The organism is Pseudooceanicola endophyticus (genome assembly GCF_018760365.1).
GTDB lineage: Bacteria > Pseudomonadota > Alphaproteobacteria > Rhodobacterales > Rhodobacteraceae > Pseudooceanicola > Pseudooceanicola endophyticus.
In genome coordinates this window covers 241,852-265,351 of sequence record NZ_JAHIAB010000003.1, presented here as the reverse complement: position 1 = coordinate 265,351, position 23,500 = coordinate 241,852, and the positions used below count along the sequence as shown (strand labels likewise).

At 66.4% G+C, this 23,500-nt stretch carries 19 protein-coding genes and 1 other RNA gene; 13 read left to right on the top strand and 7 right to left on the bottom strand.

What is annotated here, in order from left to right; translation table 11 throughout:
• Window positions 1-49: 49 nt before the first annotated feature.
• The 4 genes from mprF to feoB all read left to right on the top strand — a co-directional run bounded on the left by mprF (window position 50) and on the right by feoB (window position 7,495).
• Window positions 50-2,641: a bifunctional lysylphosphatidylglycerol flippase/synthetase MprF gene (gene mprF, locus KM176_RS07560; protein WP_236045216.1), complete on the top strand. Its 2,592-nt coding sequence runs from the start codon at window positions 50-52 to the stop codon at window positions 2,639-2,641.
• A 170-nt stretch (window positions 2,642-2,811) separates the two neighbouring features.
• Window positions 2,812-5,109 carry an arginine/lysine/ornithine decarboxylase gene (locus tag KM176_RS07555; protein WP_160893020.1) on the top strand — a complete coding sequence of 766 codons (2,298 nt, stop codon included), beginning with the start codon at window positions 2,812-2,814 and terminating at the stop codon, window positions 5,107-5,109.
• A gap of 219 nt (window positions 5,110-5,328) precedes the next feature.
• Complete coding sequence (locus tag KM176_RS07550; protein WP_160893019.1) at window positions 5,329-5,610, top strand: FeoA family protein; 282 nt, start codon at window positions 5,329-5,331, stop codon at window positions 5,608-5,610.
• 4 nt (window positions 5,611-5,614) lie between these two features.
• Window positions 5,615-7,495 (top strand): ferrous iron transporter B, encoded by a 1,881-nt coding sequence (feoB, locus tag KM176_RS07545; protein ID WP_236045215.1) that lies wholly within the window; start codon window positions 5,615-5,617, stop codon window positions 7,493-7,495.
• Here feoB and KM176_RS07540 read toward each other — a convergent pair.
• Window positions 7,468-8,406, bottom strand: coding sequence for a LysR family transcriptional regulator (locus KM176_RS07540; protein ID WP_160893017.1), 939 nt, complete (start codon window positions 8,404-8,406; stop codon window positions 7,468-7,470). The genes feoB and KM176_RS07540 overlap by 28 nt on opposite strands.
• A 184-nt stretch (window positions 8,407-8,590) precedes the next feature.
• Between KM176_RS07540 and KM176_RS07535 the strand changes: the two genes are divergently transcribed.
• Entirely contained in the window at window positions 8,591-9,292 is a 702-nt protein-coding gene (locus KM176_RS07535) for a putative quinol monooxygenase (RefSeq protein ID WP_160893015.1), read from the top strand.
• Between the two features lie 86 nt (window positions 9,293-9,378).
• Here the strand turns inward: KM176_RS07535 and KM176_RS07530 are convergent, their stop codons facing one another.
• Window positions 9,379-10,269: a LysR family transcriptional regulator gene (locus KM176_RS07530; protein ID WP_160893013.1), complete on the bottom strand. Its 891-nt coding sequence runs from the start codon at window positions 10,267-10,269 to the stop codon at window positions 9,379-9,381.
• A 99-nt stretch (window positions 10,270-10,368) separates the two neighbouring features.
• Between KM176_RS07530 and KM176_RS07525 the strand changes: the two genes are divergently transcribed.
• Together KM176_RS07525 and eno are read left to right on the top strand one after the other, a co-directional pair.
• The gene (locus KM176_RS07525) at window positions 10,369-11,310 is read left to right on the top strand and encodes an AEC family transporter (RefSeq protein WP_160893011.1); all 942 of its coding nucleotides are present in this window, start codon (window positions 10,369-10,371) and stop codon (window positions 11,308-11,310) included.
• 260 nt (window positions 11,311-11,570) lie between these two features.
• Window positions 11,571-12,845: a phosphopyruvate hydratase gene (gene eno, locus KM176_RS07520; protein WP_160893009.1), complete on the top strand. Its 1,275-nt coding sequence runs from the start codon at window positions 11,571-11,573 to the stop codon at window positions 12,843-12,845.
• 116 nt (window positions 12,846-12,961) lie between these two features.
• Here the strand turns inward: eno and KM176_RS07515 are convergent, their stop codons facing one another.
• On the bottom strand, window positions 12,962-13,240 hold the full coding sequence (locus tag KM176_RS07515; protein WP_160893007.1) for a DUF2798 domain-containing protein: 279 nt from the start codon (window positions 13,238-13,240) through the stop codon (window positions 12,962-12,964).
• Window positions 13,241-13,530: 290 nt separating this feature from the next.
• On the opposite strand from KM176_RS07515, the gene KM176_RS07510 reads away from it, so the two are divergent.
• Window positions 13,531-13,950, top strand: a complete 420-nt coding sequence (locus KM176_RS07510) for a cupin domain-containing protein (protein ID WP_160893005.1) — start codon at window positions 13,531-13,533, stop codon at window positions 13,948-13,950.
• 51 nt (window positions 13,951-14,001) lie between these two features.
• On the opposite strand, the gene pgi is transcribed toward KM176_RS07510, so the two are convergent.
• The 4 genes from pgi to KM176_RS07490 all read right to left on the bottom strand — a co-directional run bounded on the left by pgi (window position 14,002) and on the right by KM176_RS07490 (window position 19,058).
• Window positions 14,002-15,603, bottom strand: coding sequence for a glucose-6-phosphate isomerase (gene pgi / locus KM176_RS07505; RefSeq protein WP_160893003.1), 1,602 nt, complete (start codon window positions 15,601-15,603; stop codon window positions 14,002-14,004).
• 69 nt (window positions 15,604-15,672) lie between these two features.
• Complete coding sequence (gene pgl / locus KM176_RS07500) at window positions 15,673-16,344, bottom strand: 6-phosphogluconolactonase (protein WP_160893001.1); 672 nt, start codon at window positions 16,342-16,344, stop codon at window positions 15,673-15,675.
• Window positions 16,341-17,798 (bottom strand): glucose-6-phosphate dehydrogenase, encoded by a 1,458-nt coding sequence (zwf, locus tag KM176_RS07495; protein WP_160892999.1) that lies wholly within the window; start codon window positions 17,796-17,798, stop codon window positions 16,341-16,343. The genes pgl and zwf overlap by 4 nt, the downstream gene beginning before the upstream one ends.
• 135 nt (window positions 17,799-17,933) lie before the next feature.
• Entirely contained in the window at window positions 17,934-19,058 is a 1,125-nt protein-coding gene (locus tag KM176_RS07490) for an anhydro-N-acetylmuramic acid kinase (protein ID WP_202397768.1), read from the bottom strand.
• A 65-nt stretch (window positions 19,059-19,123) separates the two neighbouring features.
• On the opposite strand from KM176_RS07490, the gene tyrS reads away from it, so the two are divergent.
• The 5 genes from tyrS to KM176_RS07465 all read left to right on the top strand — a co-directional run bounded on the left by tyrS (window position 19,124) and on the right by KM176_RS07465 (window position 23,194).
• Complete coding sequence (tyrS, locus tag KM176_RS07485) at window positions 19,124-20,377, top strand: tyrosine--tRNA ligase (protein ID WP_215558768.1); 1,254 nt, start codon at window positions 19,124-19,126, stop codon at window positions 20,375-20,377.
• Between the two features lie 97 nt (window positions 20,378-20,474).
• A complete protein-coding gene (locus KM176_RS07480; RefSeq protein ID WP_160892995.1) occupies window positions 20,475-20,843 on the top strand; it encodes a SpoIIAA family protein in 369 nt (122 codons plus the stop codon).
• 118 nt (window positions 20,844-20,961) lie between these two features.
• Window positions 20,962-21,311: a transfer-messenger RNA gene (gene ssrA, locus KM176_RS07475) on the top strand.
• 172 nt (window positions 21,312-21,483) lie between these two features.
• Complete coding sequence (locus KM176_RS07470; protein ID WP_160892993.1) at window positions 21,484-22,593, top strand: THUMP domain-containing class I SAM-dependent RNA methyltransferase; 1,110 nt, start codon at window positions 21,484-21,486, stop codon at window positions 22,591-22,593.
• Window positions 22,594-22,690: 97 nt separating this feature from the next.
• The gene (locus tag KM176_RS07465) at window positions 22,691-23,194 is read left to right on the top strand and encodes an SspB family protein (protein WP_160892991.1); all 504 of its coding nucleotides are present in this window, start codon (window positions 22,691-22,693) and stop codon (window positions 23,192-23,194) included.
• Window positions 23,195-23,500: the final 306 nt, after the last annotated feature.

The following is a 23,500-nucleotide window of genomic DNA, read 5'->3' as shown; positions in this document are numbered from 1 at the left end:
CGGAAGGCACCGGCAGAAGCCGGCCCGAGGAAATGACGGAAACCGCCTTTTGACCCTGCCCGTGCTTCGGGAGCGCCTCGTTCCGCTCCTGCCATACGTGATCACAGCCGCCCTCTTCGCAGCGGGTGCCTACGCGCTCTACCATCTTCTGGCCGAGGTCAGCCTGCGCGAGGTGATGGGCCTTGTCCGCCATACCCCGTCCGAGATCGTCGGACTGGCCCTGCTGTGCACCTTCGGGGGGTTCTCGGCGCTGATCGGCTACGACTGGTCGGCCCTGCGCTACATCCGCAAATCGCTGCCCTTCCCGGTGGTCGCGACCGGCGGCTTCCTGGGATATGCGATCGGCAATACCGTGGGCGTCGGCCCGGTGACCGGCGGCGCGGTGCGCTACCGGGTCTATTCCGCGCTCGGGCTTTCGGCGCAGGACATCGCCGGGATCTCGGTCTTCGGCTCGGTGGCCTTCGGGCTAGGCGCCACGATGATCGGGGTCGGCGCGCTGGCCTGGCACCCCCATGCGCTCGGCTCTCTGCTGGCGCTGCCCGGCAGCACCATCCGCATCGCCGCCCTGGCGCTGCTGGCCGCCTGCTTCATCGTGCTGGCCTTCGTCTCGACCCGACGTTCGGAGTTCCGGGTCCGCGGCTTCTGCCTGCGCGCGCCCTCGCCCTCCCTGATGGCCGGGCAGTTCCTCTTCACCCTGGCCGAAACGCTGTGCTCGGCCACCGCGCTCTACCTGCTGCTGCCGGCCCATGACCTGGGCTTTGCAACCTTCCTCGCGGTCTTCGCCGCCGCCGTGATGGCCGGCGTGGTCAGCCACGTGCCCGGCGGTGTCGGCGTCTTCGAAACGGTGATCATCGCCGCCCTGCCGGCCTCGGTTCCGGCCGGCCAGGCGGCGGCGGGGTTGCTGCTGTATCGGCTGATCTACTACCTTGCCCCCTTCGCGCTGGCGCTGGTCATCCTGGCCCTGGGAGAGCTGCGCATGGCCAGCCGCCGGATGCCCCCGGAGCGCCTGGCCCTGCTGCAGCCGCTGTTCCGCGCCATGAGCGCGGTTGTCCCGATCGCCATGGCGGCGATGGTCTTCGTCTCGGGGGCGATGATGATGGCGGCAACGCTGATCCCGCCCACCAGCCGCGCCGCCGAGGACCTGGAGCTGCTGCTGCCGCTGGCCTTCGTGGAAAGTGGCGCGCTGGTGTCCTCGGCGCTTGGTGCCAGCCTGCTGGTGATTGCCCATGGCCTGCTGCGACGGGTCGAGGGCGCCTGGTGGCTGTCGGTCGCCGTGCTGGCCGGGGGCATTGCCGCCAGCCTTGCCAACGGGCTGGACTATGACCGCGCCGCGATCCTGGTGCTGGCCCTGGCGGTGCTGGGCCCCACCAAGGGAGAGTTCTACCGCGCCACCCGGTTGACCCGCAACGTGCTGAGCCTGCGCTGGTTCCTGCTGATGCTCTGCCTGGCGCTGGCGCTGCTGGCAGTGCTGTTCTTCGCCCACAAGGCGACCCCCTACGATTCCGACCTGTGGTGGCAGTTCGCCTCTGACAAGAGCGCGCCGCGCGCCCTGCGCGCCGAGCTGGTCGCGCTGGTGGTCATGGCGGTGCTGCTGCTGCGCTACGCGCTGCGCCCGGCCCGCCTGCGCACCGGCCCCGCCCCGGCGGAAGAGCTGGAGCGCGCCGCCGCCATCATCGCCACCCAGCCCGACCCCGAGGCCTGCGTGGCCCTGACCGGCGACAAGGCGTTATTCTTCTCCGAAACCGGCAACAGCTTCGTCATGTACCGCGTTCATGGCCGCAGCTGGGTGGCGCTGCACGAACCCGTCGGCCCGGCCTCGGAAACCGCGACCCTGGCCTGGGCCTTCCATGATGCCGCCTATGCCGCCAATGGCCGTCCGGTCTTCTACGCGGTCGGCGCGGCCTCGGCGGCGCTGTGGATCCAGATGGGCCTGGCGCTGCACAAGCTGGGCGAGGAAGCGGTGGTGAAGCTGCCGGGCTTCTCGCTTGAGGGCAGCCACCGCAAGCGCCTGCGCACCACCTACAACCGCGCCAAGCGCGACGGGCTGTCCTTCGAAGTGGTCACGCCGCCCCATGCGCCCGAGCTGCTGACCCGGCTGCGGGAGATTTCCGATGCCTGGCTGGCCTCCAAGGCGGGGGCCGAGAAGGGCTTTTCCGTCGGCAGCTTCGATCCCGCCTACCTGAACCGCACCCCGATCGCGCTGATCCGCCACGACGACCGCATCATCGCCTTCGCCAACATCTGGCAGACCGAGGCGAAGGCGCGCGCCACGCTGGACCTGATGCGCCATGTCGACGACACGCCCCAGGGGGTGATGGAATTCCTCTTCACCGAGCTTCTGCTGCATTACCGCGCCGAGGGCTTTGCCGAGTTCAGCCTGGGCAATGCGCCGCTTTCGGGGCTTGAGGCGCGCCGGGGCGCGCCGCTGTCCACGCAGCTGGGTGCCTTCGTCTACCGCCATGGCCGCCAGTTCTACAATTTCGAGGGGCTGCGCAGCTTCAAGCAGAAGTTCGATCCCGACTGGGAGCCCGTCTTCGTGGCCCTGCCGCCGCGCGCCAATCTGGTGGCCGTGGCCACCGACCTCGTGGCGCTGATTGGCGGCGGCTTCGGGCGCGGTGGCGAACGCAAGTCCCCGCGCTAGGTGGCAGGGCGCGTCCGGCACAGGCGCGCCTGCCCTTATACCGGGTGTTGACTGTCCGGCGGACAGGATAAAGAACAAACCGAACACCCCGGGCCGCCGGCCCGGAGCACTATGGCACCCTCCGGCGCCAAGACCCCTGCCGGACCCTTCTTCCCAGAGAGGACTGCCTCATGAAGTTCCGCTTCCCCATCGTGATCATCGACGAGGATTTCCGTTCCGAGAATTCCTCGGGCTTCGGCATCCGCGCCCTGGCCCAGGCCATCGAGGACGAGGGCTTCGAAATCCTCGGCGTCACGAGCTACGGGGACCTGTCGCAATTCGCGCAACAGCAAAGCCGCGCCTCGGCCTTCCTGCTTTCCATCGACGACGAAGAGTTCACCCCCGGCCCCGACCTGGACCCGGCGGTGATGAACCTGCGCAAGTTCATCGAGGAAGTGCGCTGGAAGAACGCCGACGTGCCGATCTACCTCTATGGCGAAACCAAGACCTCGCGCCATATCCCGAACGACATCCTGCGTGAACTGCACGGCTTCATCCACATGTTCGAGGATACGCCGGAATTCGTCGCCAAGCACATCATCCGCGAGGCCAAGGGATATCTGGAATCGATCCAGCCGCCCTTCTTCAAGGCGCTGCTGGATTATGCCGAGGACGGGTCGTATTCCTGGCACTGCCCGGGCCATTCCGGCGGCGTCGCCTTCCTGAAATCGCCGATCGGCCAGATGTATCACCAGTTTTACGGGGAAAACATGCTGCGCGCCGATGTCTGCAACGCGGTCGAGGAACTCGGCCAGCTGCTGGACCACAACGGCGCCATCGGGGCCTCGGAACGCAATGCGGCGCGTATCTTCAACGCCGATCACTGCTTCTTCGTGACCAACGGCACCTCGACCTCCAACAAGATGGTCTGGCACCATACCGTTGCGCCCGGCGATATCGTCGTGGTGGACCGCAACTGCCACAAGTCGATCCTGCATTCGATCATCATGACCGGCGCGATCCCGGTCTTCCTGAAGCCCACCCGCAACCACTGGGGCATCATCGGGCCGATCCAGCGCTCGGAATTCGACATGGAGTCGATCCGCGCCAAGATCCGCAACAACCCGCTGCTGGAAGGCGTCGATGCCGATCAGGTCAAGCCGCGGATCATGACGATCACCCAGTCGACCTATGACGGCGTCCTCTACAACACCGAGGTGATCAAGGAGCTGCTGGACGGCGAGATCGAGAACCTGCACTTCGACGAGGCCTGGCTGCCCCACGCCGCCTTCCACCCCTTCTATGGCCAGTATCACGCCATGGGCCGCAAGCGCGGGCGCACCAAGAAATCGGTGACCTACGCCACCCAGTCGATCCACAAGCTGCTGGCGGGCATTTCCCAGGCCAGCCACGTGCTGGTGCAGGATGCCGAGGAGACCAAGCTGGACCGACCGCTGTTCAACGAATCCTACCTGATGCACACCTCCACCAGCCCGCAATATTCGATCATCGCCTCCTGCGATGTGGCGGCGGCGATGATGGAGCCCCCGGGCGGCACCGCGCTGGTCGAGGAAAGCATTGTCGAGGCGCTGGAATTCCGCCGTGCCATGCGCAAGGTCGATGACGAATACGGTGCCGATGACTGGTGGTTCACCGTCTGGGGCCCGGAAGAGTTCCACCGCAACAGCGAAGACGGCATGGGCAAGGCCAAGGACTGGGTGCTGAAGAAGACCGATGCCGAGGGCGTCGAGAGCACCGGGGACGACAGCTGGCACGGCTTCGGCGACATGGCGCCGGGCTTCAACATGCTGGACCCGATCAAAGCCACGATCATCACCCCCGGCCTGAATCTGGATGGCCGTTTCGAGGACTGGGGCATTCCCGCCTCGATCGTCACCAAGTACCTGGCCGAACATGGCGTTGTCGTTGAAAAGACCGGGCTCTATTCGTTCTTCATCATGTTCACCATCGGCATCACCAAGGGCCGCTGGAACACGCTGCTGACCTCGCTCCAGCAGTTCAAGGACGATTTCGCCAAGAACGCGCCGATGTGGCGCATCATGCCCGAATTCTGCCAGAAACATCCCCGCTACGAGCAGATGGGGCTGAAGGACCTTTGTGATCACGTCCATGCGCTCTATGCGAAATACGACGTGGCGGTGCTCTCGACCGAGATGTACCTGAGCGATCTGACCCCGGCGATGAAACCCGCCGATGCCTTCGCCCATATCGCGCGGCGCACCACCGAACGCGTCGCCATCGACGATCTGGAAGGCCGCATCACCACCAGCCTCGTGACCCCCTATCCGCCGGGCATCCCCCTGCTGATCCCGGGCGAGGTCTTCAACCAGAAGATCGTCGAATACCTGAAGTTCAACCGCGAATTCGCCCGCAAGTGCCCCGGATTCGAGACCGACATCCACGGCCTCGTGCAGGAAACCGACGCGGACGGCACGATCCAGTACTTTGCGGACTGCGTCGCCAGCTGAGTCTTCCCATGGGGGCCCCGACCCCCAGCACGCCCCTCCAAAGCCCCGCAAAGCCCTGAAATCAGGCCCTTGCGGGGCTTTTTTCCTTGAAGACTCCGGGAATTGCTGCGCAGGGTGGTCACATCTCCCGAAAATCTTACCGATTTGATCTGGAACAAGGTTGCAAACCTATCCCGAGTGAATCTATCAGTTTTACAGCGACCCTCCCGAGGATAAGCCATGGAACTGAGACAGCTTGAAGCCATCGACCGTTCGGTCTCGCTCGGCGAGGCACGCAAGGGATACCGGGGGCGCGTCGTCTGCATCCTCCCCATTGCCGGCACCGGCCGTCTGGCCCCCGAGGAAATGGAGCGCCGCCTGATCGAGATGGGCTTCATCGAGGGCGTCGAGGTTTCCGTGATCCACGAAGGTCCCTTCGGACGTGATCCGATCGCCGTGCGCGTCGGACAGGCCACGGTGGCAATGCGCCGCCGGGACGCCATGGCGATCCTGACGGACTGATCCGATGAACGACATGACGGCAGACGCCGGCGACCGGGTCACCCGGATCGCCCTGGTGGGTGCGCCCAACTGCGGCAAGACCTCTCTCTTCAACGCGCTGACCGGCGCCAACCAGCGGGTCGGCAACTATTCCGGCGTCACGGTCGAGCGCAAGATCGGCATGGCCACCACCCCGGGCGGCGCCAGCCTGCGCATCACCGACCTGCCGGGCACCTACAGCCTGCGCGCGCGCTCTCCGGACGAGGCGGTGACCCGCGATGTCATCCTGGGCACCCGTGTCGATGCCGAACCCTTCGACCTGCTGATGGTGGTGGTGGATGCCACCCAGATGCGCCCCGGCCTGCGCCTGGCGCGCGAACTGGCCGATGTGGGCCTGCCGCTGCTGGTCGTCGTCAACATGATCGACATTGCCCGCCATCGCGGCATCGACATCGACCTTGATCGCATCGCCAGCGAGCTTGGCCAGCCGGTGGTTGCCTCGACCGCGGTGCGCCGCGCCGGGATGGGCGCGCTCTGGGGCCGGATCGACGGGCTGATCGCCGCAGGCCTGCCGGCCCGCCAGCCGACCCGCTGGGCCGCGCCCTCGGCGCACCAGCTGCGTCAGGCCCTGCGCGAGGCCGACCGGGTGATCGCCGCCGCCGTCACCCTGCCCGAACATCGCCGCAGCTTCTCCGAGAAGGTGGACGCGGTGGTGCTGAACCCCTTCGCCGGGCCGGTGATCCTGCTGGTGCTGATGTTCCTGATGTTCCAGGCGGTCTTTGCCGGGGCCGCGCCGCTGATGGACGGGCTGAGCGCGCTGGTCGATGCGGTATCGGGCGCGGTTTCCGCCGCACTGCCCGAGGGGCTGCTGCGCGGTCTCATCGTCGATGGCGCCATTGCCGGCGTCGGCAGCGTCATCGTCTTCCTGCCGCAGATCCTGATCCTGTTCGCCTTCATCCTGATCCTCGAGGATCTGGGCTACATGGCGCGGGCCGCCTTCCTGATGGACCGGATCATGGGCCACGCGGGGCTGCACGGGCGCGCCTTCATCCCGCTGCTCTCAAGCTTTGCCTGCGCCATCCCCGGCATCATGTCCGCCCGCGTCATCGACGACGAGAGGGACCGCCTGATGACGATCCTGATCGCGCCGCTGATGACCTGTTCGGCGCGCATCCCGGTCTATACGCTGCTGATCGGCGCCTTCGTGCCCGCCCGCAGCATCGGCTTCGGCATCGGCCTTCAGGGGCTGGTGATGTTCGCCCTTTTCGCCGCCGGCGTCGTCAGCGCCCTGCTGGTGGCCTTTGCAAGCCGCCTGCTGTTCCGCCGGAGAGAGATTGCCGCGCCGCTGATGCTGGACCTGCCCGATTACAAGGTGCCGCAGCTGCGCGGTGTCGTGCTGGGCCTGTGGCAGCGCGCCCGCGCCTTCCTGCGCCGCGCCGGCACGATCATCTTCTACGCGAGCCTTGTCGTCTGGGTCCTTTCGACCTTCCCCTACGCGCCCGCCGATGCCACCGAACCGGCGATCAACTATTCCTTCGCGGCGATGATCGGCCACCTGCTGGCCCCGATCCTGTCGCCCATCGGATTCACCTGGCAGATCTGCGTGGCTCTGGTGCCCGGCATGGCCGCCCGCGAAGTCGCCGTTGCGGGCCTTTCGACGGTCTATGCGGTTTCGGGCGGTGACGGCGCCCTGGGCACCGCACTGGCCGCGCAATGGCCGCTGGCCACCGGCGTCTCGCTCATCGTGTGGTACATCTTCGCGCCGCAATGCCTGTCGACCATCGCCGTCATCCGCCGCGAGACCGCCTCGCGCCGCTGGATGTGGGTCTCGGTCGGCTACATGTTCGCGCTGGCCTATGTCTTCAGCTTCCTCGCCTATCACCTGGTCTCGGCCCTGACGGGCTGAGCGTCGGGGGGCGGAAAGGCCGCCGCCGCCGCACGCTCCAGCGCGCCGCGCAGGTAGTTCAGCACCAGAGTGACGCGGCGGGACTGGAACTCGCGCATCGGCACGACGATATGGACCTGACGGCGCTCGCCGCTCCAGCCGGGCAGCACATGGACCAGCCGCCCCGCCGCCAGATCCTGTGCCACATCCCAGACCGACTTCAGCGCGATGCCTCCGCCGGCCAGGGCGGCGGCATGGGAAATCTCTCCGTCCGTGCCCGTCAGGGCGTCATGGATGCGGATCTGTGCCGTGGTTGCGCCATCGTTCAGCGTCAGGCTGCGCGGCGCCGGCAGGCCCACCGTCAGCAGGCGGTGGCTGCTCAGGTCCTCGGGGGTTTCGGGGATGCCCGCGCGCTCCAGATAGGCCGGGGCCGCGACCAGCACATGCCCGTCGGGCAAGCGCCCGCGCACCGTCGGATCCTCTGGCAGCGGCACGCATTGGCGAAACGCCAGGTCGATCCCTTCGCCCACCAGATCGGCCATGCGGTTGGTCGCCGCCAGCTCGATCCGGATGTCGGGATAGGCATCCAGGAACCCGGGCAGCAGCGGCGCGATCTGGCGCTGCGCAAAGGCCACCGCCGCCGAGATCCGCACCACCCCCTCGGCCCCGTGCAGCACCGAATCTTCCACCCGGTCAACCGCGTTCAGGGTCTGGCGGCAATGCGCCAGCATCCGGTGCCCGTCCTGGGTCAGCCGCGCCGCCCGGGTCGTGCGATCCGCCAGCCGCACCCCCAGCACCGCCTCCAGCCGCTGCAACCGCTTCGAAGCCACCGCCAACGAAATCCCCAGGTCACTGGCCGCCGCCGTCAGGCTGCCCAGACGCGCCAGGGCCTCGAAAACCCGAAGGTCGGTGATGTGATCCAGACGCGCCATGGGCACCCTCAATGATTGGGAGATAATGTCTCTGCAAAGATGTGACCTCGTACCACTTAAAGACAAGAAAGAAATACTACATTTCATGCTCTTGAAGCCGCAGCCATTGGCAGCCGGAGGCATTGCGCCCTCGCAGCCGACGCCGGAAGCCACGGCAAAACAGAAAGCACCTCAAGGAGGCTCCATGAGATCTACCCTGTTCGCCACCGCCGCTTCGATCGGCCTGTCCACTGCCGCCTTCGCCGATACCCGCGATACCGTGCAGGCCTTCGTGATCCTGCCGGTGACCGAAGCCGCCCATGACAGCTTCCTCGATGTGATGGCCAAGAACGTCGAAGCCTCGCGCGCGGAAGCGGGCAACATCTCCTTCGAGGCCTTCGAGGCCGAGGACGGCACCCCCGGCATCTTCCTGGTCGAGCGCTGGAAGAATCAGGCCGCCATCGACGCCCATATGCAGGAACCCCACCTGAAGGCCGTCGAGAAAATCGTCGGGGATTCGGTCAGCGCCGATCCGCAGCAGATCTGGCTGAAGGAAGTGCCCGAGATCCCCGCCCTGCCCGTCCCCGAGGACGAGGTCAGCCCGCGCAACATCGTCGTCATGCTGAAGACCGACGACGCCCATCACGACGCCTTCCTGAAGGCCTTCGAAAAGGCCGTGCCCAAGGCGCGCGCCGCCGATGGCAACATGGGCTACAACATCTATCAGGTCGCCGACAAGCCGAACGACTTCGTCGTGGTCGAGCACTGGGCCAGCGCCGCCCAGCACGAAAAGCACCTGAAGGCCGACTATTCCGCCGAGCTCGACAAGGCCCTGGGCGACGGCATGCTGGTCGCCAACCCGATGGACACCCGCTGGGTCCTCTCCGAGCTCTCCTTCAAGGAGTAAGCCAAACGATGCGGCGCCCCTTCCATCCCGGGGGTTGTCCGTGTCGTCACCGCGAAGCCCGCGTCCTGCGGGCTTCGCGGGACTGATCAGGCAGGGACGTCACGCCAGCTGCCATCACGGATCATCTCGCGCAGCGGCTCCAGCGCGCGGTTGTGCGATCCCGCCGGGCTGGACAGCACGATGGGCAGCTCCGGCGCCGCCTCCAGCGGCACCGCCCGTACCGAAGCCTCCTCTCCCACGATCGATGCCGGCACCAGCGCCACCCCCAGCCCCGCCGCGACCAGCCGCAGGATGGTGGTCTGCAACTGCGGTTCAAAGCGGATGTCGGGCAGCAGGCCCTGCGCCGCGAACCAGCCCTCCACCGCACCGCGCAAGGTCGGCGACACCCGCGCCGGCGCCGCGATCACCGCCAACCCCGTCAGATCCTGCGCCTGAACCACGCGGCACCCCGCCAGCGCATGCCCCTTCGGCACCACCAGGCACAGCCGGTCGGTGAACACCGGCAGGCTGTCGAGCTGCGGCAAGGCCCGCGCGCCGAAACTCAGCCCCGCATCCAGCTCTCCGGCCAGCAGCCGCTGGGCGATCTCCGCCGGTGTCGTCTCGACCAGGGTCAGGCGCACCTCGGGGCGCAACGCCACGTAGCGAGAGACCAGCCGCGGCACGATGCTGTGCGCCGCATGCATCATGAAGCCGAAGCGCAGCTCTCCGTGGAGCCCCTCGGCGACCAGCCGCGCCTCCCGGCAGGCGCTGTCGAACCCGGCCAGAACGGCGCGGGAATCCTTCAGAAAGCGCTCTCCGGCGGGGGTCAGCACCACCTGCCGGGATGAACGTTCGACCAGCTGCACCCCAAGATCCCGCTCCAGCGCGGCGATCTGCCGGCTGAAGGGCGGCTGGGTCATGTTCATCCGCGCCGCCGCATGGCCGAAATGCAGCGTCTCGGCCAGAGCCACGAAATAGCGCATCTGCCGCGTGTCCATCGATACCCTCTCAGCATCATTGCCCCATCAAAGATGCATTGGAGTGTATGGATCGACAGGCCTAGAGGAAAGCGGTCTCTCCCAGCCCAAGGCTTCGCCATGCTCGCCAACCTCGCCAATGTCCTGCCGATCTTCGCACTGATCCTGACCGGCTACATCGCCCGGCGCAGCGGCGCCCTCGGCCCCAATGCCACCCGGGAAATCAACCGCCTGGTCATCACCCTCGCGCTGCCCGCGCTGCTCTTCGACATCATGGCCAAGGCCCAGCCGGCGCAGATCTGGCACCCGGGCTTCATCCTGGCCTTCACCGGCGGCTGCGCGCTGATCTATGCCGCCACCCTGGCGCTGCGCCTGCGCCAGGGCAGCCACCTTGCCGATGCCGCCATCGACGGGCTGAACGCGGGCTATGCCAATACCGGCTTCATGGGCTTCCCGCTGGTGCTGGCGATCATCGGCCCGGCGGGGATGCCCGGCGCGCTGGTCGCCACCATCATCACCGTCTGCATCCTCTTCGCCATCGCCATCATCCTGATCGAGAGCGGCCTTCAGGCCGAGGGACGCCGCCGCGACATCCTGCGCCGCACCGCCCTCAGCCTGGTCAAGAATCCACTGCTGATCGCCCCGGTGCTGGGCGCCATCTTCCTGGTGACCGGTCTGCCGCTGCCGAAACCCGCCGACAGTTTCCTCAAGCTTCTGGGCGGCGCCGCCTCGCCCTGCGCGCTGATCGCGCTCGGGCTGTTCCTGGCCCAGAATGCCGGGCGCCGCCCCCGCGCCGGCGTCGGCGTGCAATCCCTGCTGATCGGCCTCAAGCTGATTGGCCAGCCCTTGCTGACCTGGCTGATCGCAGTGCCGCTGCTGCACCTGCCCCATGACCTCGCCCTGACGGCGGTGCTGCTTGCCGCCCTGCCCACCGGCACCGGCCCCTTCATGCTGGCCGAGTTCTACGAGCGCGAAGCCCTGCTAACGGGCCGTGTCGTGCTGCTCTCGACCCTGCTGTCGCTTCTCACCCTGCCGGTCCTCATGGCGCTCTGGCCGGCCTGAGGTCTCCCTGTCATCTGGCCGGAAATATCCCGGGGTGAATGGCGCGGGTTTCCCGCGCCAGAGGGGCAGCGCCCCTTCCCCTGCTCCATCCCGCATCCCGCCCATGCCCCACCCGATCCCTACCAACGCCCCGGCAGCCTGCCCGGGCGTCAGGAATTCATCGTTTATCGCAAACAGTTGCCCCCGCCCCCTTCCCTCGGGGCGACCTTGCTCTTAAGACTTCCCCAAAAGGCATTTTCACCGAAAGGGACGGCGCCACTATGAGCACGATTATCGACATTCACGCCCGCGAGATCCTCGACAGCCGTGGCAACCCGACCGTTGAGGTCGACGTCATTCTCGAGGATGGCACCATGGGCCGCGCGGCCGTGCCCTCGGGCGCCTCGACCGGCGTGCACGAGGCCGTCGAGCGCCGCGATGGCGACAAGGCCCGCTACATGGGCAAGGGCGTCCTGGAAGCCGTCGCCGCCGTCAACGGCGAGCTGGCCGAGGCCATCGTCGGCATGGACGCGACCGACCAGGTCGGTATCGACCTCGCCATGATCGAACTCGACGGCACCGAGAACAAGGGCCGCCTGGGCGCCAACGCCATCCTCGGCGTCTCGCTCGCCGTGGCGAAGGCCGCCGCCGAATTCACCGGCCAGCCGCTTTACCGCTACGTCGGCGGCACCTCGGCCCGCGTCCTGCCGGTGCCGATGATGAACATCATCAACGGCGGCGAGCACGCCGACAACCCGATCGACATCCAGGAATTCATGATCATGCCGGTGGCGGCTTCCAACATCAAGGAAGCGGTCCGCATGGGTTCCGAGGTGTTCCACACCCTGAAGAAAGAGCTCTCGGCGGCCGGCATGTCCACCGGCCTCGGCGACGAGGGCGGCTTTGCCCCCGAGCTGGGCTCGACCACCGAAGCGCTCGACTTCATCCTGAAGTCCATCGAAAAGGCCGGCTACACTCCGGGCGAGGACATCTACCTCGCGCTCGACTGCGCCTCGACCGAATACTTCAAGGACGGCAAGTACGAGATGAAGGGCGAAGGCCTCTCGCTCACCTCGGCCGAGAACGTCGCCTACCTGAAGAAGCTCTGCGACGCCTATCCGATCATCTCGATCGAGGACGGCTGCGCCGAGGATGACTGGGAAGGCTGGGCGCTGCTGACCGCTGAACTGGGCGACAAGGTGCAGCTGGTGGGCGACGACCTGTTCGTGACCAACCCGGCGCGCCTTTCGATGGGCATCGAACAGGGCGTGGCAAACTCCATGCTGGTGAAGGTGAACCAGATCGGTTCGCTGACCGAGACGCTGAAGGCCGTCGATATGGCCCACCGGGCGCGCTACACCAACGTGATGTCGCACCGCTCGGGCGAGACCGAGGACGCGACCATCGCCGACCTCGCCGTGGCGACCAACTGCGGCCAGATCAAGACCGGCTCGCTGGCGCGCTCGGACCGGCTGGCCAAGTACAACCAGCTGATCCGCATCGAGGAAATGCTGGGCGAAACCGCAGAATACGCGGGCCGTTCGATCCTGAAGTGATCGCTCTTCGCTGATGGAAACGAAACGCCCCGGGAGAGATCCCGGGGCGTTTTCCTTTGAAGAATGGCGCCTTCGGCACCATGCCTCCGGCGGGCATATTTGCCGGAAAGATGAAATCAGCCGCGTTGCGCGGAAAGACGGGCCAGCGTGCCGTTGACCAGCGTCGACAGCTTGAAGGCCAGCGGCCCCACGCCCAGCGAGAACAGGAAGGCCAGCGGCCAGGCTGTCAGCCAGCGCTGCATCCAGGTGGCGAACCAGCCGGATTCGTGGATCGTGCCGGGCAGCACGATGGACATGCAGAAGGTCATCAGCAAGGCCATGAAGCAGGAGATGAAGACCTGCGCGACGATGACGATGGATTTCGGGTTGGGGGTCTTGGACTGGATCTTGGACATGGCGGGCTCCGACTTGGAAAAGGGTGCCGTTCGGATCCTTGCGAAAAGGGCCACGGGCACCCCGGGTTGGGGTCTGCCGTGGGTTCGAAAACTCGACTAACTCCCGTGCGGGGCACGGTGACCGGGATAACCTGACCGGTCCTGCGCTTTTCGGCTGCGCAGGAGGTAGCGGATGACGCCGGGTCCCGTCAAGCGGTCCGGCCCTGCACCCCATGCAACCCGGCCTTCCGGTCTTGCCTTTGCCGGTTCGGCGGGAAACCCTGCGGTGACGCATCTGAAAGGACCGCCCAATGACCGCCGATGACATCATCGCTCTGCTGGACCTTGCCCCCCATCCGGAGGGCGGGCATTTCCGCCAGACCTGGATCGGCGGCGGCGATGCCGACCGCGCCGCCGGGACCTGCATCTACTTCCTGCTGAAAGAGACCGAGGTCAGCCACTGGCACCGGGTCGATGCCGCCGAAATCTGGCACCACTATTCCGGCGCCCCGCTGGAGCTGCGCATCGCCGAGACCGAAGCCGGTCCGGCGCAGGCCCTGACGCTGGGCCCGGATCTGGCGGTCGGGCAGCGCCCCCAGGGGATCGTGCCCGCCGGGCACTGGCAGGCGGCACGGCCGCTTGGCGGCTGGACGCTGGTCGGTTGCACCGTCTCTCCGGCCTTCGATTTCGCCGGGTTCGAGCTGGCCGCGCCCGGCTTCGACATCCCGTAACTCGAAAGGCCCGGAGCGTGGCTCCGGGCCTCTTTGCAATTTGCAGTTTGCTTACTTGCCGGCGCGGATCGCGGCGATCAGACCGGCGGTGGAGCCGTCCTTGCCCTCGGTGCCTTCTTCGCCCGCCAGGATCGGCGACAGCTTCAGCGCCAGTTCCTTGCCCAGCTCCACGCCCCACTGGTCGTAGGAGTTGATGCCGAGGATCGCGCCTTCGACGAAGACCCGGTGTTCGTACATCGCCACGATCTGGCCCAGCACGAAAGGCGTGAGCTTGGGATAGACCAGCGTCGTCGAGGGGCGGTTGCCCGGGAAGACCCGGTGCGCGGCCTGACGCGCCAGCTCTGCCCCCTCAAGACCCTTGGCCGCCATGATCGCGGTCGCCTCGGACAGGTCGCGGCCCCGCAGCAGCGCCTCCGATTGGGCCAGGCAGTTGGCAACCAGCAGGTCGTGCTGATGCGCCAGATCGGGCTCGTGCCCCACGACGCCGACCATGAATTCGCAGGGCACGACGCGGGTGCCCTGGTGGATCAGCTGGTAGAAGGCGTGCTGACCGTTGGTGCCGGGCTCGCCCCAGACGACGGGGCCGGAATTCACCGTCAGCTCGGCGCCATCCATCGAGACGCGCTTGCCGTTGCTCTCCATCTCCATCTGCTGGAGGTAGGCGGGCAGACGGGCCAGGCGCTGTTCATAGGGCAGCACGGCGCGGGTCGCATAGCCCAGACCCTGGTTGTGCCAGATCCCGACAAGGGCCAGAAGCACCGGCAGGTTCTCGGCAAAGGGCGCCTCGCGGAAGTGTTTGTCCATGGCGGCGGCCCCAGCCAGGAAGGCGCGGAAATCTTCCGGACCCACCGCGAGCATCACCGACAGGCCGATCGGCCCCCACATGGAATAGCGGCCGCCCACCCAGTCCTCGAAGCCGAAGACGCGTTCGGGGGCGATGCCCCATTCGCCGGTCTTTTCGGTGTTGGAGCTGAGCGCGGCGAACTGCGCGCCGGTGTTCTTCACCTTTTCGGCCATCCATTTGCGCGCGGTTTCCGCGTTGGTCATGGTCTCGATGGTGGTGAAGGTCTTGGAGGCGACGATGACCAGCGTCGTCGTCGGATCCAGCCCCTTCAGCGTGTCGGCGATATGGGCGCCATCGACGTTGGAGACGAAATGGCAGCGCGGCCCGTCGACATAGGGTTTCAGCGCGATCTCGACCATGGCCGGCCCCAGGTCAGAGCCGCCGATGCCGATGTTGATCACATCGGTGATCTTGCCGCCGGCCCCCTGGAAGCGACCTTCGCGCACATCGGTGGCAAAGGCCTCCATGCGGCGGTAGGTGCGCTCGACCTCGGGCATGACATCCTGGCCATCCACATAGACCGGCGCGCCGCCGAGGTTGCGCAGCGCGGTGTGCAGCACGGCGCGCCCCTCGGTGTCGTTGATCTTCTGGCCCTCGAACATCGCTGCGCGGCGACCAGCCACATCGGCGGCCTCGCAGAGCGCCAGAAGCGCCGCCTTCACGTCGCCGCAGATGTTGGTCTTGGAATAGTCGAACAACAGCCCGTCATGGCTGACAGAGCAATCCGCGAAACGGTCCCCGGCCTCGAACAGAGACAGGATGGAACGGTCGCCATACGCGTCCGCCAGGGAGGAGAGCTTTTCCCACATCTAGATAAAATCCATTTATCAATATGTTACGCGCAAAACTTCACGCAGTTCTTTAACTTCCGGGACCGATCATTCGGCCCAGTGGACCGTCGCCTGGGACAGCAGCACCGACACCGGCGCCTCTTCCGGGGCCAGCTTGCGGGCCGCTTCCAGCGCCGCGCGCTTCTCGGCGCCCATGATCACGATATGGGTCGACAGCGCGCCCTTCAACCAGGGCGCGGTGATGGTGATCCGGGGCTCTCCGGCGCCATCGGCACGCATCGGCAGCAGCACCGGGGCCTCATCGGAAAGCGCCTCTCCCAGACGATCGGCACCGGGGAAGAGGCTGGCGGTGTGCATGTCCGCCCCCATCCCCAGCAGCAGCACATCGATGGGCATATGCGGCTTCAGCGCGTCCGAGAGCGGCGCGAGCCCTTCTTCAGGCGTTTCGACATCCTGACGCAGCGGCAGCAGCGTCGCCGCCGCCGCATGTCCGGTCAGCAACCGCTGGCGCAGCAGCGCCGTGTTCGAACGCGGAGAGCTTTCGGGCACCCAGCGTTCATCGTTCAGCACAACATCGACGCGGTCCCAGTCCAGCTGCACGGCGGTCAGCGCGTCGAAGATCGGCCCCGGGGTGGTGCCGCCGGGGACGCAGAAGGTCACCCGGTCCTCGTGGCGCAGCGCCGCGCCCAGCTCGGAGGCCAGCGTGTCCGCGAGGTTCAGCGCCAGCAGGTCGCGGTCGGGATATTCCTGGAATTTCATACCTTGATCTCCCGCCAGCGGCGGCCATCGCGGTGCATCAGCATCAGCGCATCCTCGGGGCCGGTGGAATAGGCATCGTAGGGCACGGGCTTCACGCCGTTCTTCTCCCAGGCCTCGATGATCGGATCGGCCCAGGCCCAGGCGGCCTCGACCTCATCGCCGCGCATGAACAGCGTCTGGTTGCCGCGGATCACATCCATGATCAGCCGCTCGTAGGCGTCGGGCACATCGTCGGCGTCGGGGCCAAGCGCATCGGCAAAGGTCATGTCGAGCGGCACATCCACAAGGCGCATGCCGCCGGGGCCGGGCTCCTTGATGGTGACACCCAGGTCCATCCCCTCGTTCGGCTGAAGACGGATCGTCAGGATGTTGCGGTGCCGTCCGGATTCCGGGCCGAAGATCGAATGCGGCGTCTCCTTGAAGACCACGGCGATCTCGGAGGTGCGCGCCTTCAGCTTCTTGCCGGTGCGCAGGTAGATCGGCGTGCCGGCCCACCGCCAGTTGGAGATCCGCACCTTCATGGCAATGAAGCTTTCAGTGGTCGAGGCGGGATCGTTCACATCCTGAAGGTAGCTCGGCTCGCCATCCTCGGTGGCGGCATACTGGCCGCGCACGATGTCCTCGACCGAAGGAATATCGAGGGCGCGGATCACCTTCAGCTTCTCGTCGCGCACCGCGTCATGGTCGAACTTGGCCGGCGGCTCCATCGCGATGAGGCAGAGCAGCTGCATCAGGTGGTTCTGGACCATGTCCCGCATGGCACCGGATTTGTCGTAATATTCGCCGCGTCCACCGACGCCCACGGTTTCGGCGACGGTGATCTGGATGTGATCGACGTATTGCGCGTTCCAGAGCGGTTCGAACAGCATGTTGCCAAAGCGCACGGCCATCAGGTTCTGGACGGTTTCCTTGCCCAGGTAATGGTCGATCCGGTAGATCTGGCTTTCCTCGAAATGCTCTGCCAGCACGGCATTGAGGGCGCGGGCCGAGGCCTCATCGCGGCCAAAGGGCTTTTCGACAACGATGCGGGTCGCGTCATCGGAGAGGCCATACTTGTGCAGCCGTTCCGCCAGCGCCCCGAAAAGCGCCGGTGCGACCGAGAAGTAGAAGGCGCGGGTGCGCTCCGAGCTGGTCAGCCGGGCCAGTTCTTCCCAGCCGTCGGTGCCGAGCGCGTCGATCTGCACGTAGTCGATGCGTTCGACGAAGCCCGAAAGCTCTTCCTGGGTGTAGCTGTGGCCGGTGTTGAATTCGCCGATGGCCTGGGCGACGAAGTCGCGGAACTCGGCGCTGTCATGTTCGGAGCGGGCCGCCCCGATGATCCGGGACTGCTGATCCATCTGCCCCGCACAGAAGCGGCGGAACAGGGCCGGCAGGATCTTGCGCCGGGCCAGATCGCCGGTACCCCCGAAAATCACGAGGTCGAAGGATTCGACCGGAATCACGCGCGAAACCATGAAAGCTCCCTTTTCGCATCTGTCCTTCATCCGCCGCGGGCCTGCTGCGGCGCGGCGGTTTGGCGGCACCATAACAGATGATCCCGCCACCACAATGCCGCCCGTTAGCGGTAACTTGCACCTGAGTCCTTCCAGTCACGCCCGGCGCCGCAGAGGGTCCGCAGGGCTGATCCGGCCACCGCTGACCGGATGGGCAACCCCGGTGGTCCCTGCACAGGAGGTGGGCAGCCCGCGCAGCACCCGCACCGCCAGATAGGCAAAGGCCTGGGCCTCGAGCATGTCGCCATCGAGGCCGACATGCTCGACTGCGACCGCTTCGCAGTCGCAGCGCGCCCCGATCATCGCCATGAGCACCGGGTTCAGCCGACCACCTCCGGTGACCAGAAGCCGCGCGGGCCGCTGAGGCATCCGGCGCAGCCCCGCCGCGACCGAGGCCGCACAGAGCGCCGTCAGCGTGGCCGCCGCATCGGCATCGTCCAGATGCCCCACCAGCGCCGTGGTGTCCCCGAATTCATTGCGATCCAGCGATTTCGGCGCCGGGCGGTCGAAATAGGGATGCGACAGGAAGGTCTGCACGACCGCCTCGTCCACCTTTCCCTGCCCAGCCAGGGCACCATCCCGGTCCACCTCCTGCCCGCGCCGTGCCTGCATCAGGTCGTTGAGCGGCGCATTGGCGGGCCCGGTGTCGAAGGACAGAAGCGCACCCTCGGCCTCGGGCGCGGCAATGGTCGGATCGACCCAGGTTAGGTTGCCGACCCCGCCGAGGTTGAGGAAGGCCACCGGCTGGCGCGCACCGATCCAGCGCGCGCAGGCATGGTGGAAGAAGGGCGCAAGCGGCGCCCCCTCGCCCCCCGCTGCCACATCGGCGCTGCGGAAATCCCAGACCACCGGACGCGCCAGCATTTCGGCCAGGACCTCTCCGTCGCCCAGCTGGAAGGTGCCCCGGCCATGGGGATCATGGGCCAGGGTCTGGCCGTGAAAGCCCACCACCTCGGCCTCGGGAAAGTCGGCCAGCAGCGCCGCATGGGCCGCGTGCAGCGCCGCCTGCGCGCCCTCGGGCTCCTCTCCGGGCCAGCAGCCGAAACCCGCGCGCAGCAGCGCCTGCTCGGCCTCGCCATAGGCGCGATAGCCGGAGCGCCCGAAGCCAAGGATGTCCTGCCCGTCGGTGTCGATCACCGCCGCATCGACCCCGTCCAGAGAGGTGCCCGACATGGCCCCCAGGGCACGCAGGGGCCCTTCGGCGCGCAGCACTTGCGACATGGTCTTTTCCTTTCCTTGCCTCGCACCTATAGAGTGCCCCAACACTCAAACCCGGGACAAGTGCCATGACCTATACCCCCAAGTCGGAATTCCTGAACGTGATGCAGGAACGCGGATACGTCGCCGACTGCACGGATTACCAGGGCCTCGACGAGGCGCTCGTGAAGGGGGTCGTGCCCGCCTATATCGGCTATGACGCGACGGCGGCCTCGCTGCATGTCGGCCACCTGATGAACATCATGGTGCTGCGCTGGCTGCAAAAGCTGGGCGGCAAGCCGATCACCCTGATGGGCGGGGGCACCACCAAGGTGGGCGATCCCTCGTTCCGTTCGGACGAACGCCCCCTGCTGAGCCCCGAGCAGATCGACGCCAACATCGCCGGGATGGGCAATGTCTTTGCCAAGTACCTGACATATGGCGACGGTGCGACCGATGCGCTGATGCTGAACAACGCCGAATGGCTGGACAGCCTGAACTACCTTGAGTTCCTGCGCGACATCGGTCGCCATTTCAGCGTCAACCGGATGCTGTCCTTTGAGTCGGTGAAATCGCGCCTCGACCGGGAACAATCCCTGTCCTTCCTCGAATTCAACTACATGATCCTGCAGGCCTACGACTTCCTGGAGCTGAACCGCCGCTACGGCTGCGTCCTCCAGATGGGCGGGTCGGACCAGTGGGGCAACATCATCAACGGCATCGACCTGACCCGCCGGGTGCTGGACAATGAAATCTACGGCCTGACCACACCGCTGCTGACCACCTCGGACGGGCGCAAGATGGGCAAGTCGGCGAACGGCGCCACCTGGCTGAACGACAAGATGCTGAGCCCCTACGAGTTCTGGCAGTTCTGGCGCAACACCACCGATGCCGACGTCGGCCGCTTCCTGAAGCTCTATACCGAGCTTTCGGTCGAGGAATGCGATCGTCTGGGCGCCCTCGGTGGCTCCGAGATCAACGAGGGCAAGATCATCCTGGCGAACGAGGTGACGGCCCTGCTGCACGGCGCCGAGGCCGCGGCCGCCGCCCAGGCCACCGCCCGCGAGGTCTTCGAGAAGGGCGGCGTGGGCGATGACCTGCCGACGCTGGAGCTGACCCCGGAAGAGGTCGGCGACGGCATTTCCGTCGCCCAGCTGATCGTACGTTCGGGCCTTGCCAAGACCGGCAAGGAGGCCAAGCGCCTGATCGCCGACAACGGCGCGCGCATCGATGATGCACCGCTGACCGACGCGGGGCTGATGCTGGATCGCGCGGCGCTGGCTTCCCCGGTCAAGCTCTCGGCCGGCAAGAAGCGCCACGCGCTGATCAAGCTGGCGAACTGATCCTGATCGCCGGCGCCCCAGGCGCCGGCGATCCAAGACCCCGGAGACATCGCGGACATTCCGCGTTAGGCTGGTCCCACAGCAGCCGGAGGTCCCGATGATCACCACAAGCCTTTCCCCCGAGAGCGGCCTCTTCGAAGCCACGGCCAGCGGCATGGTCACCGCTGCCGACTACGCGGAAAACCTTGTTCCCGCGCTCGAGGCCGCCATTGCGGCCCGAGGCCCGATCCCGATGCTCTACCACTTCTCGCCGGCCTTCGAGGGCTTCTCCCCGGGCGCCATGTGGCAGGACACCCGTCTCGGACTGCATCACCTGCACGACATCGCCCGACTGGCCGTCGTGACCGACAACGCCCTGCTCCACGCCGCGGTCACCGCCTTCGCCTGGATGATACCGGCCCCGACCCGCGTCTTCCCCGAAGCGGCCCTCACCGAGGCCCGCACCTGGCTGGCAGCCCCCACCTGACCCCTACATTTTCTTGTTCCAAATACCTCGGGGTGAATTGAGCCCGGCACGGGCTCAAGAGGGGCAGCGCCCCTTCGTCCCTGTTGACGCCGCGATGCCTTCAAACTTCGACAGATTGCCCCTTCAAATCCCCGCCAACTCCCCCTATATCCAAGATGTTCCCTCGGGAACTATGGGCATAAACGCGCATGTAATAAGCGGATCGGACCCGGGGGCGGTACCCGGCGGCTCCACCAAACATCCCTTGTTGGGGGATCATGGGGCCGAAACAGGATCGACGAACGTGTAAAGATGTTGCTTTGTCCCGGTGAGATACCACCGTTATCGGTTCACATAGTACAATTGCCAACAACAATCGTGCTCCGGTTGCCCTGGCTGCGTAAGCAGTCCGGAATACCGAAATCTAAGTCCTTGCGCTTAGCGGCGTAAGGCGGGGTTCGCAGGTACCTGGCAACAGAAACCTGCACTTCTCCCCTCCACTACTGATCGTTCCCATACGGAATGCGTGACGCAGCTGCGCGGCGGGTAAGGGGCTCTGCCCCTTCTTGGCCTTCGGCCAATTCATCCCCGAGGTATTTGAAACAAGAAAATGCGCAATCAGGGCCTCGCCTTGGCGGCGGAAGGCGGCTATCCAGCCGGGATGAACGCGACATTCGAGATCTTTCTGCAAACGGCCCCAGGGCTGGAAGAGGTGCTTCGGCAAGAGGCGCTGGAAACGGGGTTTGCCGATCCGGTGACCACGCCAGGGGGCGTCAGCTTCCAGGGCGGCTGGCCCGAGGTCTGGAAGGCCAACCTGCACCTGCGCGGCGCGGGCCGCGTACTGGCCCGGATCGGGTCCTTCCCGGCAGTGCACCTTGCGCAGCTCGACAAGCGGGCGCGGAAGTTCGACTGGGCTTCGGTCTTTGCGCCGGAGCTGCCGGTGAAGGTCGATGTCACCACGAAAAAGTCCAAGATTTATCATGCCGGCGCGGCGCGTCAGCGCATCGAGGGCGCGCTGAGTGCCGCCGGCATCCCGCTGGCCGAGGACGGGCTGACTCTGAAGGTTCGCATCGAGGACAATATCGTCACCTTCTCGGTCGATACCTCGGGTGAAGCATTGCACAAGCGCGGCCACAAGCCCGCCGTCGGCAAGGCCCCGATGCGAGAGACCCTTGCGGCGATGTTCCTGCGCCAGATGGGCTATCGCGGGGACGTGCCGGTTCTGGATCCGATGTGCGGCTCGGGCACCTTCGTACTGGAAGCGGCCGAGATCGCCTGCGGGCTGGCCCCGGGACGCGACCGCTCCTTCGCCTTTGAGCAGTTCCGCTCCTTCGACGCCGGCGCATGGGCTGAGATGAGGGCCGCGGCGCGGGGACGCGCGCCGGAGCGCCTTCCGGCATTCCGGGGCTCGGATCGGGATGACGGGGCGATCCGCAATGCCCGGCAGAATGCCGAAGCCGCGGGACTGGGCGACATTGTCCATTTCGAGCGCCACGGCGTATCGGAACTGCAGCGCCCCGAGGGGCCGGCCGGTCTGGTCATCGTGAACCCGCCCTACGGCGCCCGGATCGGCAATCGCAAGCTGCTGTTCTCGCTTTATGGCGCCCTCGGCAAGACGCTGAGCGAGCGGTTCCGGGGCTGGCAGGTCGGTATCGTGACCTCGGATGCGGGGCTGGCCAAGGCCACCGCGCTTCCCTTCCTGCCCAGCGGCGCCTCCGTCGCCCATGGCGGGCTGAGCGTCACGCTGTTCCGGACCGCACCGCTGCCCTGAGCCCGAACCGGAGAGCCGGGCACGAGAAACTTTGCGCCCCACCTTTCGTTTTGTCCCGAATCCCCTATTCTCCCCCTAAAGAACTGCGGAAGAAGCCATGCAACGCACCATTGACTACGGCAATCTCATGCATCGGGCGATGCGCGGCCTGATCCAGGACGTGCTGACCGACGTTTCCGAGAATGGCCTGCCGGGTAGCCATCATTTCTTCATCACCTTCGACACCACCCATCCGGAAACCGAACTGGCGGACTGGCTGAAGGAACGCTATCCCAGCGAGATGACCGTGGTCATGCAGCACTGGTTCGAGGATCTGGATGTCGATGACAACGGCTTTGCCGTGACGCTGAACTTCGGCGACAGCCCGGAGCGGATGTACATCCCCTTCGATGCGATCCAGACCTTCGTCGATCCCTCCGTGGAATTCGGCCTGCGCTTCGAGACCCAGGAGCAGGACGACGACTTCGAAGACGAGGACGACGATCCGACGCCGCCCGACACGCCCCGCCCGCTGCGCGACGGCAGCAAGAAGGACAGCACCCCGTCTGAGAAGAAATCCGGCGATGCAGAGGTTGTGCGGCTCGATTCCTTCCGGAAGTAATACCCGCCTGAGCGGGGCCGCGCACCGCGACGGCGGCGCTTCCCCTTTTGTGAAAGGCCCCGGTTTCGACCGGGGCCTTTTCGTTTCCATGCGGGCGCGGCGGGGAAAAGCAAAGTGCAAAGCGTCGGTTTGCAAAGCGGTTCGGCCTTTGAAAATCGTCCTGAGCCGTTTTGCAAAGGCAAGGCGGCGCCGGGCCGATCCGGATCCGGCCCCGTTCTGGCCTGGCCCTGCAGGCGCGCCGGCACGGGCGGGGCAAGGCCTCGGCCAGGTCACGTCCTAGTCCAGGCAAGGCAAGGTAAGGCAAGG

Coding starts and splice junctions, on each gene's coding strand:
- eno (WP_160893009.1), top strand. CDS start 11,571: ATGAGCACGATTATCGACATTCACGCCCGCGAGATCCTCGACAGCCGT.
- KM176_RS07515 (WP_160893007.1), bottom strand. CDS start 13,240: ATGTCCAAGATCCAGTCCAAGACCCCCAACCCGAAATCCATCGTCATC.
- pgi (WP_160893003.1), bottom strand. CDS start 15,603: ATGTGGGAAAAGCTCTCCTCCCTGGCGGACGCGTATGGCGACCGTTCC.
- KM176_RS07490 (WP_202397768.1), bottom strand. CDS start 19,058: ATGTCGCAAGTGCTGCGCGCCGAAGGGCCCCTGCGTGCCCTGGGGGCC.
- tyrS (WP_215558768.1), top strand. CDS start 19,124: ATGACCTATACCCCCAAGTCGGAATTCCTGAACGTGATGCAGGAACGC.
- KM176_RS07525 (WP_160893011.1), top strand. CDS start 10,369: ATGCTCGCCAACCTCGCCAATGTCCTGCCGATCTTCGCACTGATCCTG.
- pgl (WP_160893001.1), bottom strand. CDS start 16,344: ATGAAATTCCAGGAATATCCCGACCGCGACCTGCTGGCGCTGAACCTC.
- KM176_RS07550 (WP_160893019.1), top strand. CDS start 5,329: ATGGAACTGAGACAGCTTGAAGCCATCGACCGTTCGGTCTCGCTCGGC.
- feoB (WP_236045215.1), top strand. CDS start 5,615: ATGAACGACATGACGGCAGACGCCGGCGACCGGGTCACCCGGATCGCC.
- KM176_RS07480 (WP_160892995.1), top strand. CDS start 20,475: ATGATCACCACAAGCCTTTCCCCCGAGAGCGGCCTCTTCGAAGCCACG.
- KM176_RS07535 (WP_160893015.1), top strand. CDS start 8,591: ATGAGATCTACCCTGTTCGCCACCGCCGCTTCGATCGGCCTGTCCACT.
- KM176_RS07470 (WP_160892993.1), top strand. CDS start 21,484: ATGAACGCGACATTCGAGATCTTTCTGCAAACGGCCCCAGGGCTGGAA.
- KM176_RS07465 (WP_160892991.1), top strand. CDS start 22,691: ATGCAACGCACCATTGACTACGGCAATCTCATGCATCGGGCGATGCGC.
- KM176_RS07510 (WP_160893005.1), top strand. CDS start 13,531: ATGACCGCCGATGACATCATCGCTCTGCTGGACCTTGCCCCCCATCCG.
- KM176_RS07555 (WP_160893020.1), top strand. CDS start 2,812: ATGAAGTTCCGCTTCCCCATCGTGATCATCGACGAGGATTTCCGTTCC.
- KM176_RS07540 (WP_160893017.1), bottom strand. CDS start 8,406: ATGGCGCGTCTGGATCACATCACCGACCTTCGGGTTTTCGAGGCCCTG.
- zwf (WP_160892999.1), bottom strand. CDS start 17,798: ATGGTTTCGCGCGTGATTCCGGTCGAATCCTTCGACCTCGTGATTTTC.
- KM176_RS07530 (WP_160893013.1), bottom strand. CDS start 10,269: ATGGACACGCGGCAGATGCGCTATTTCGTGGCTCTGGCCGAGACGCTG.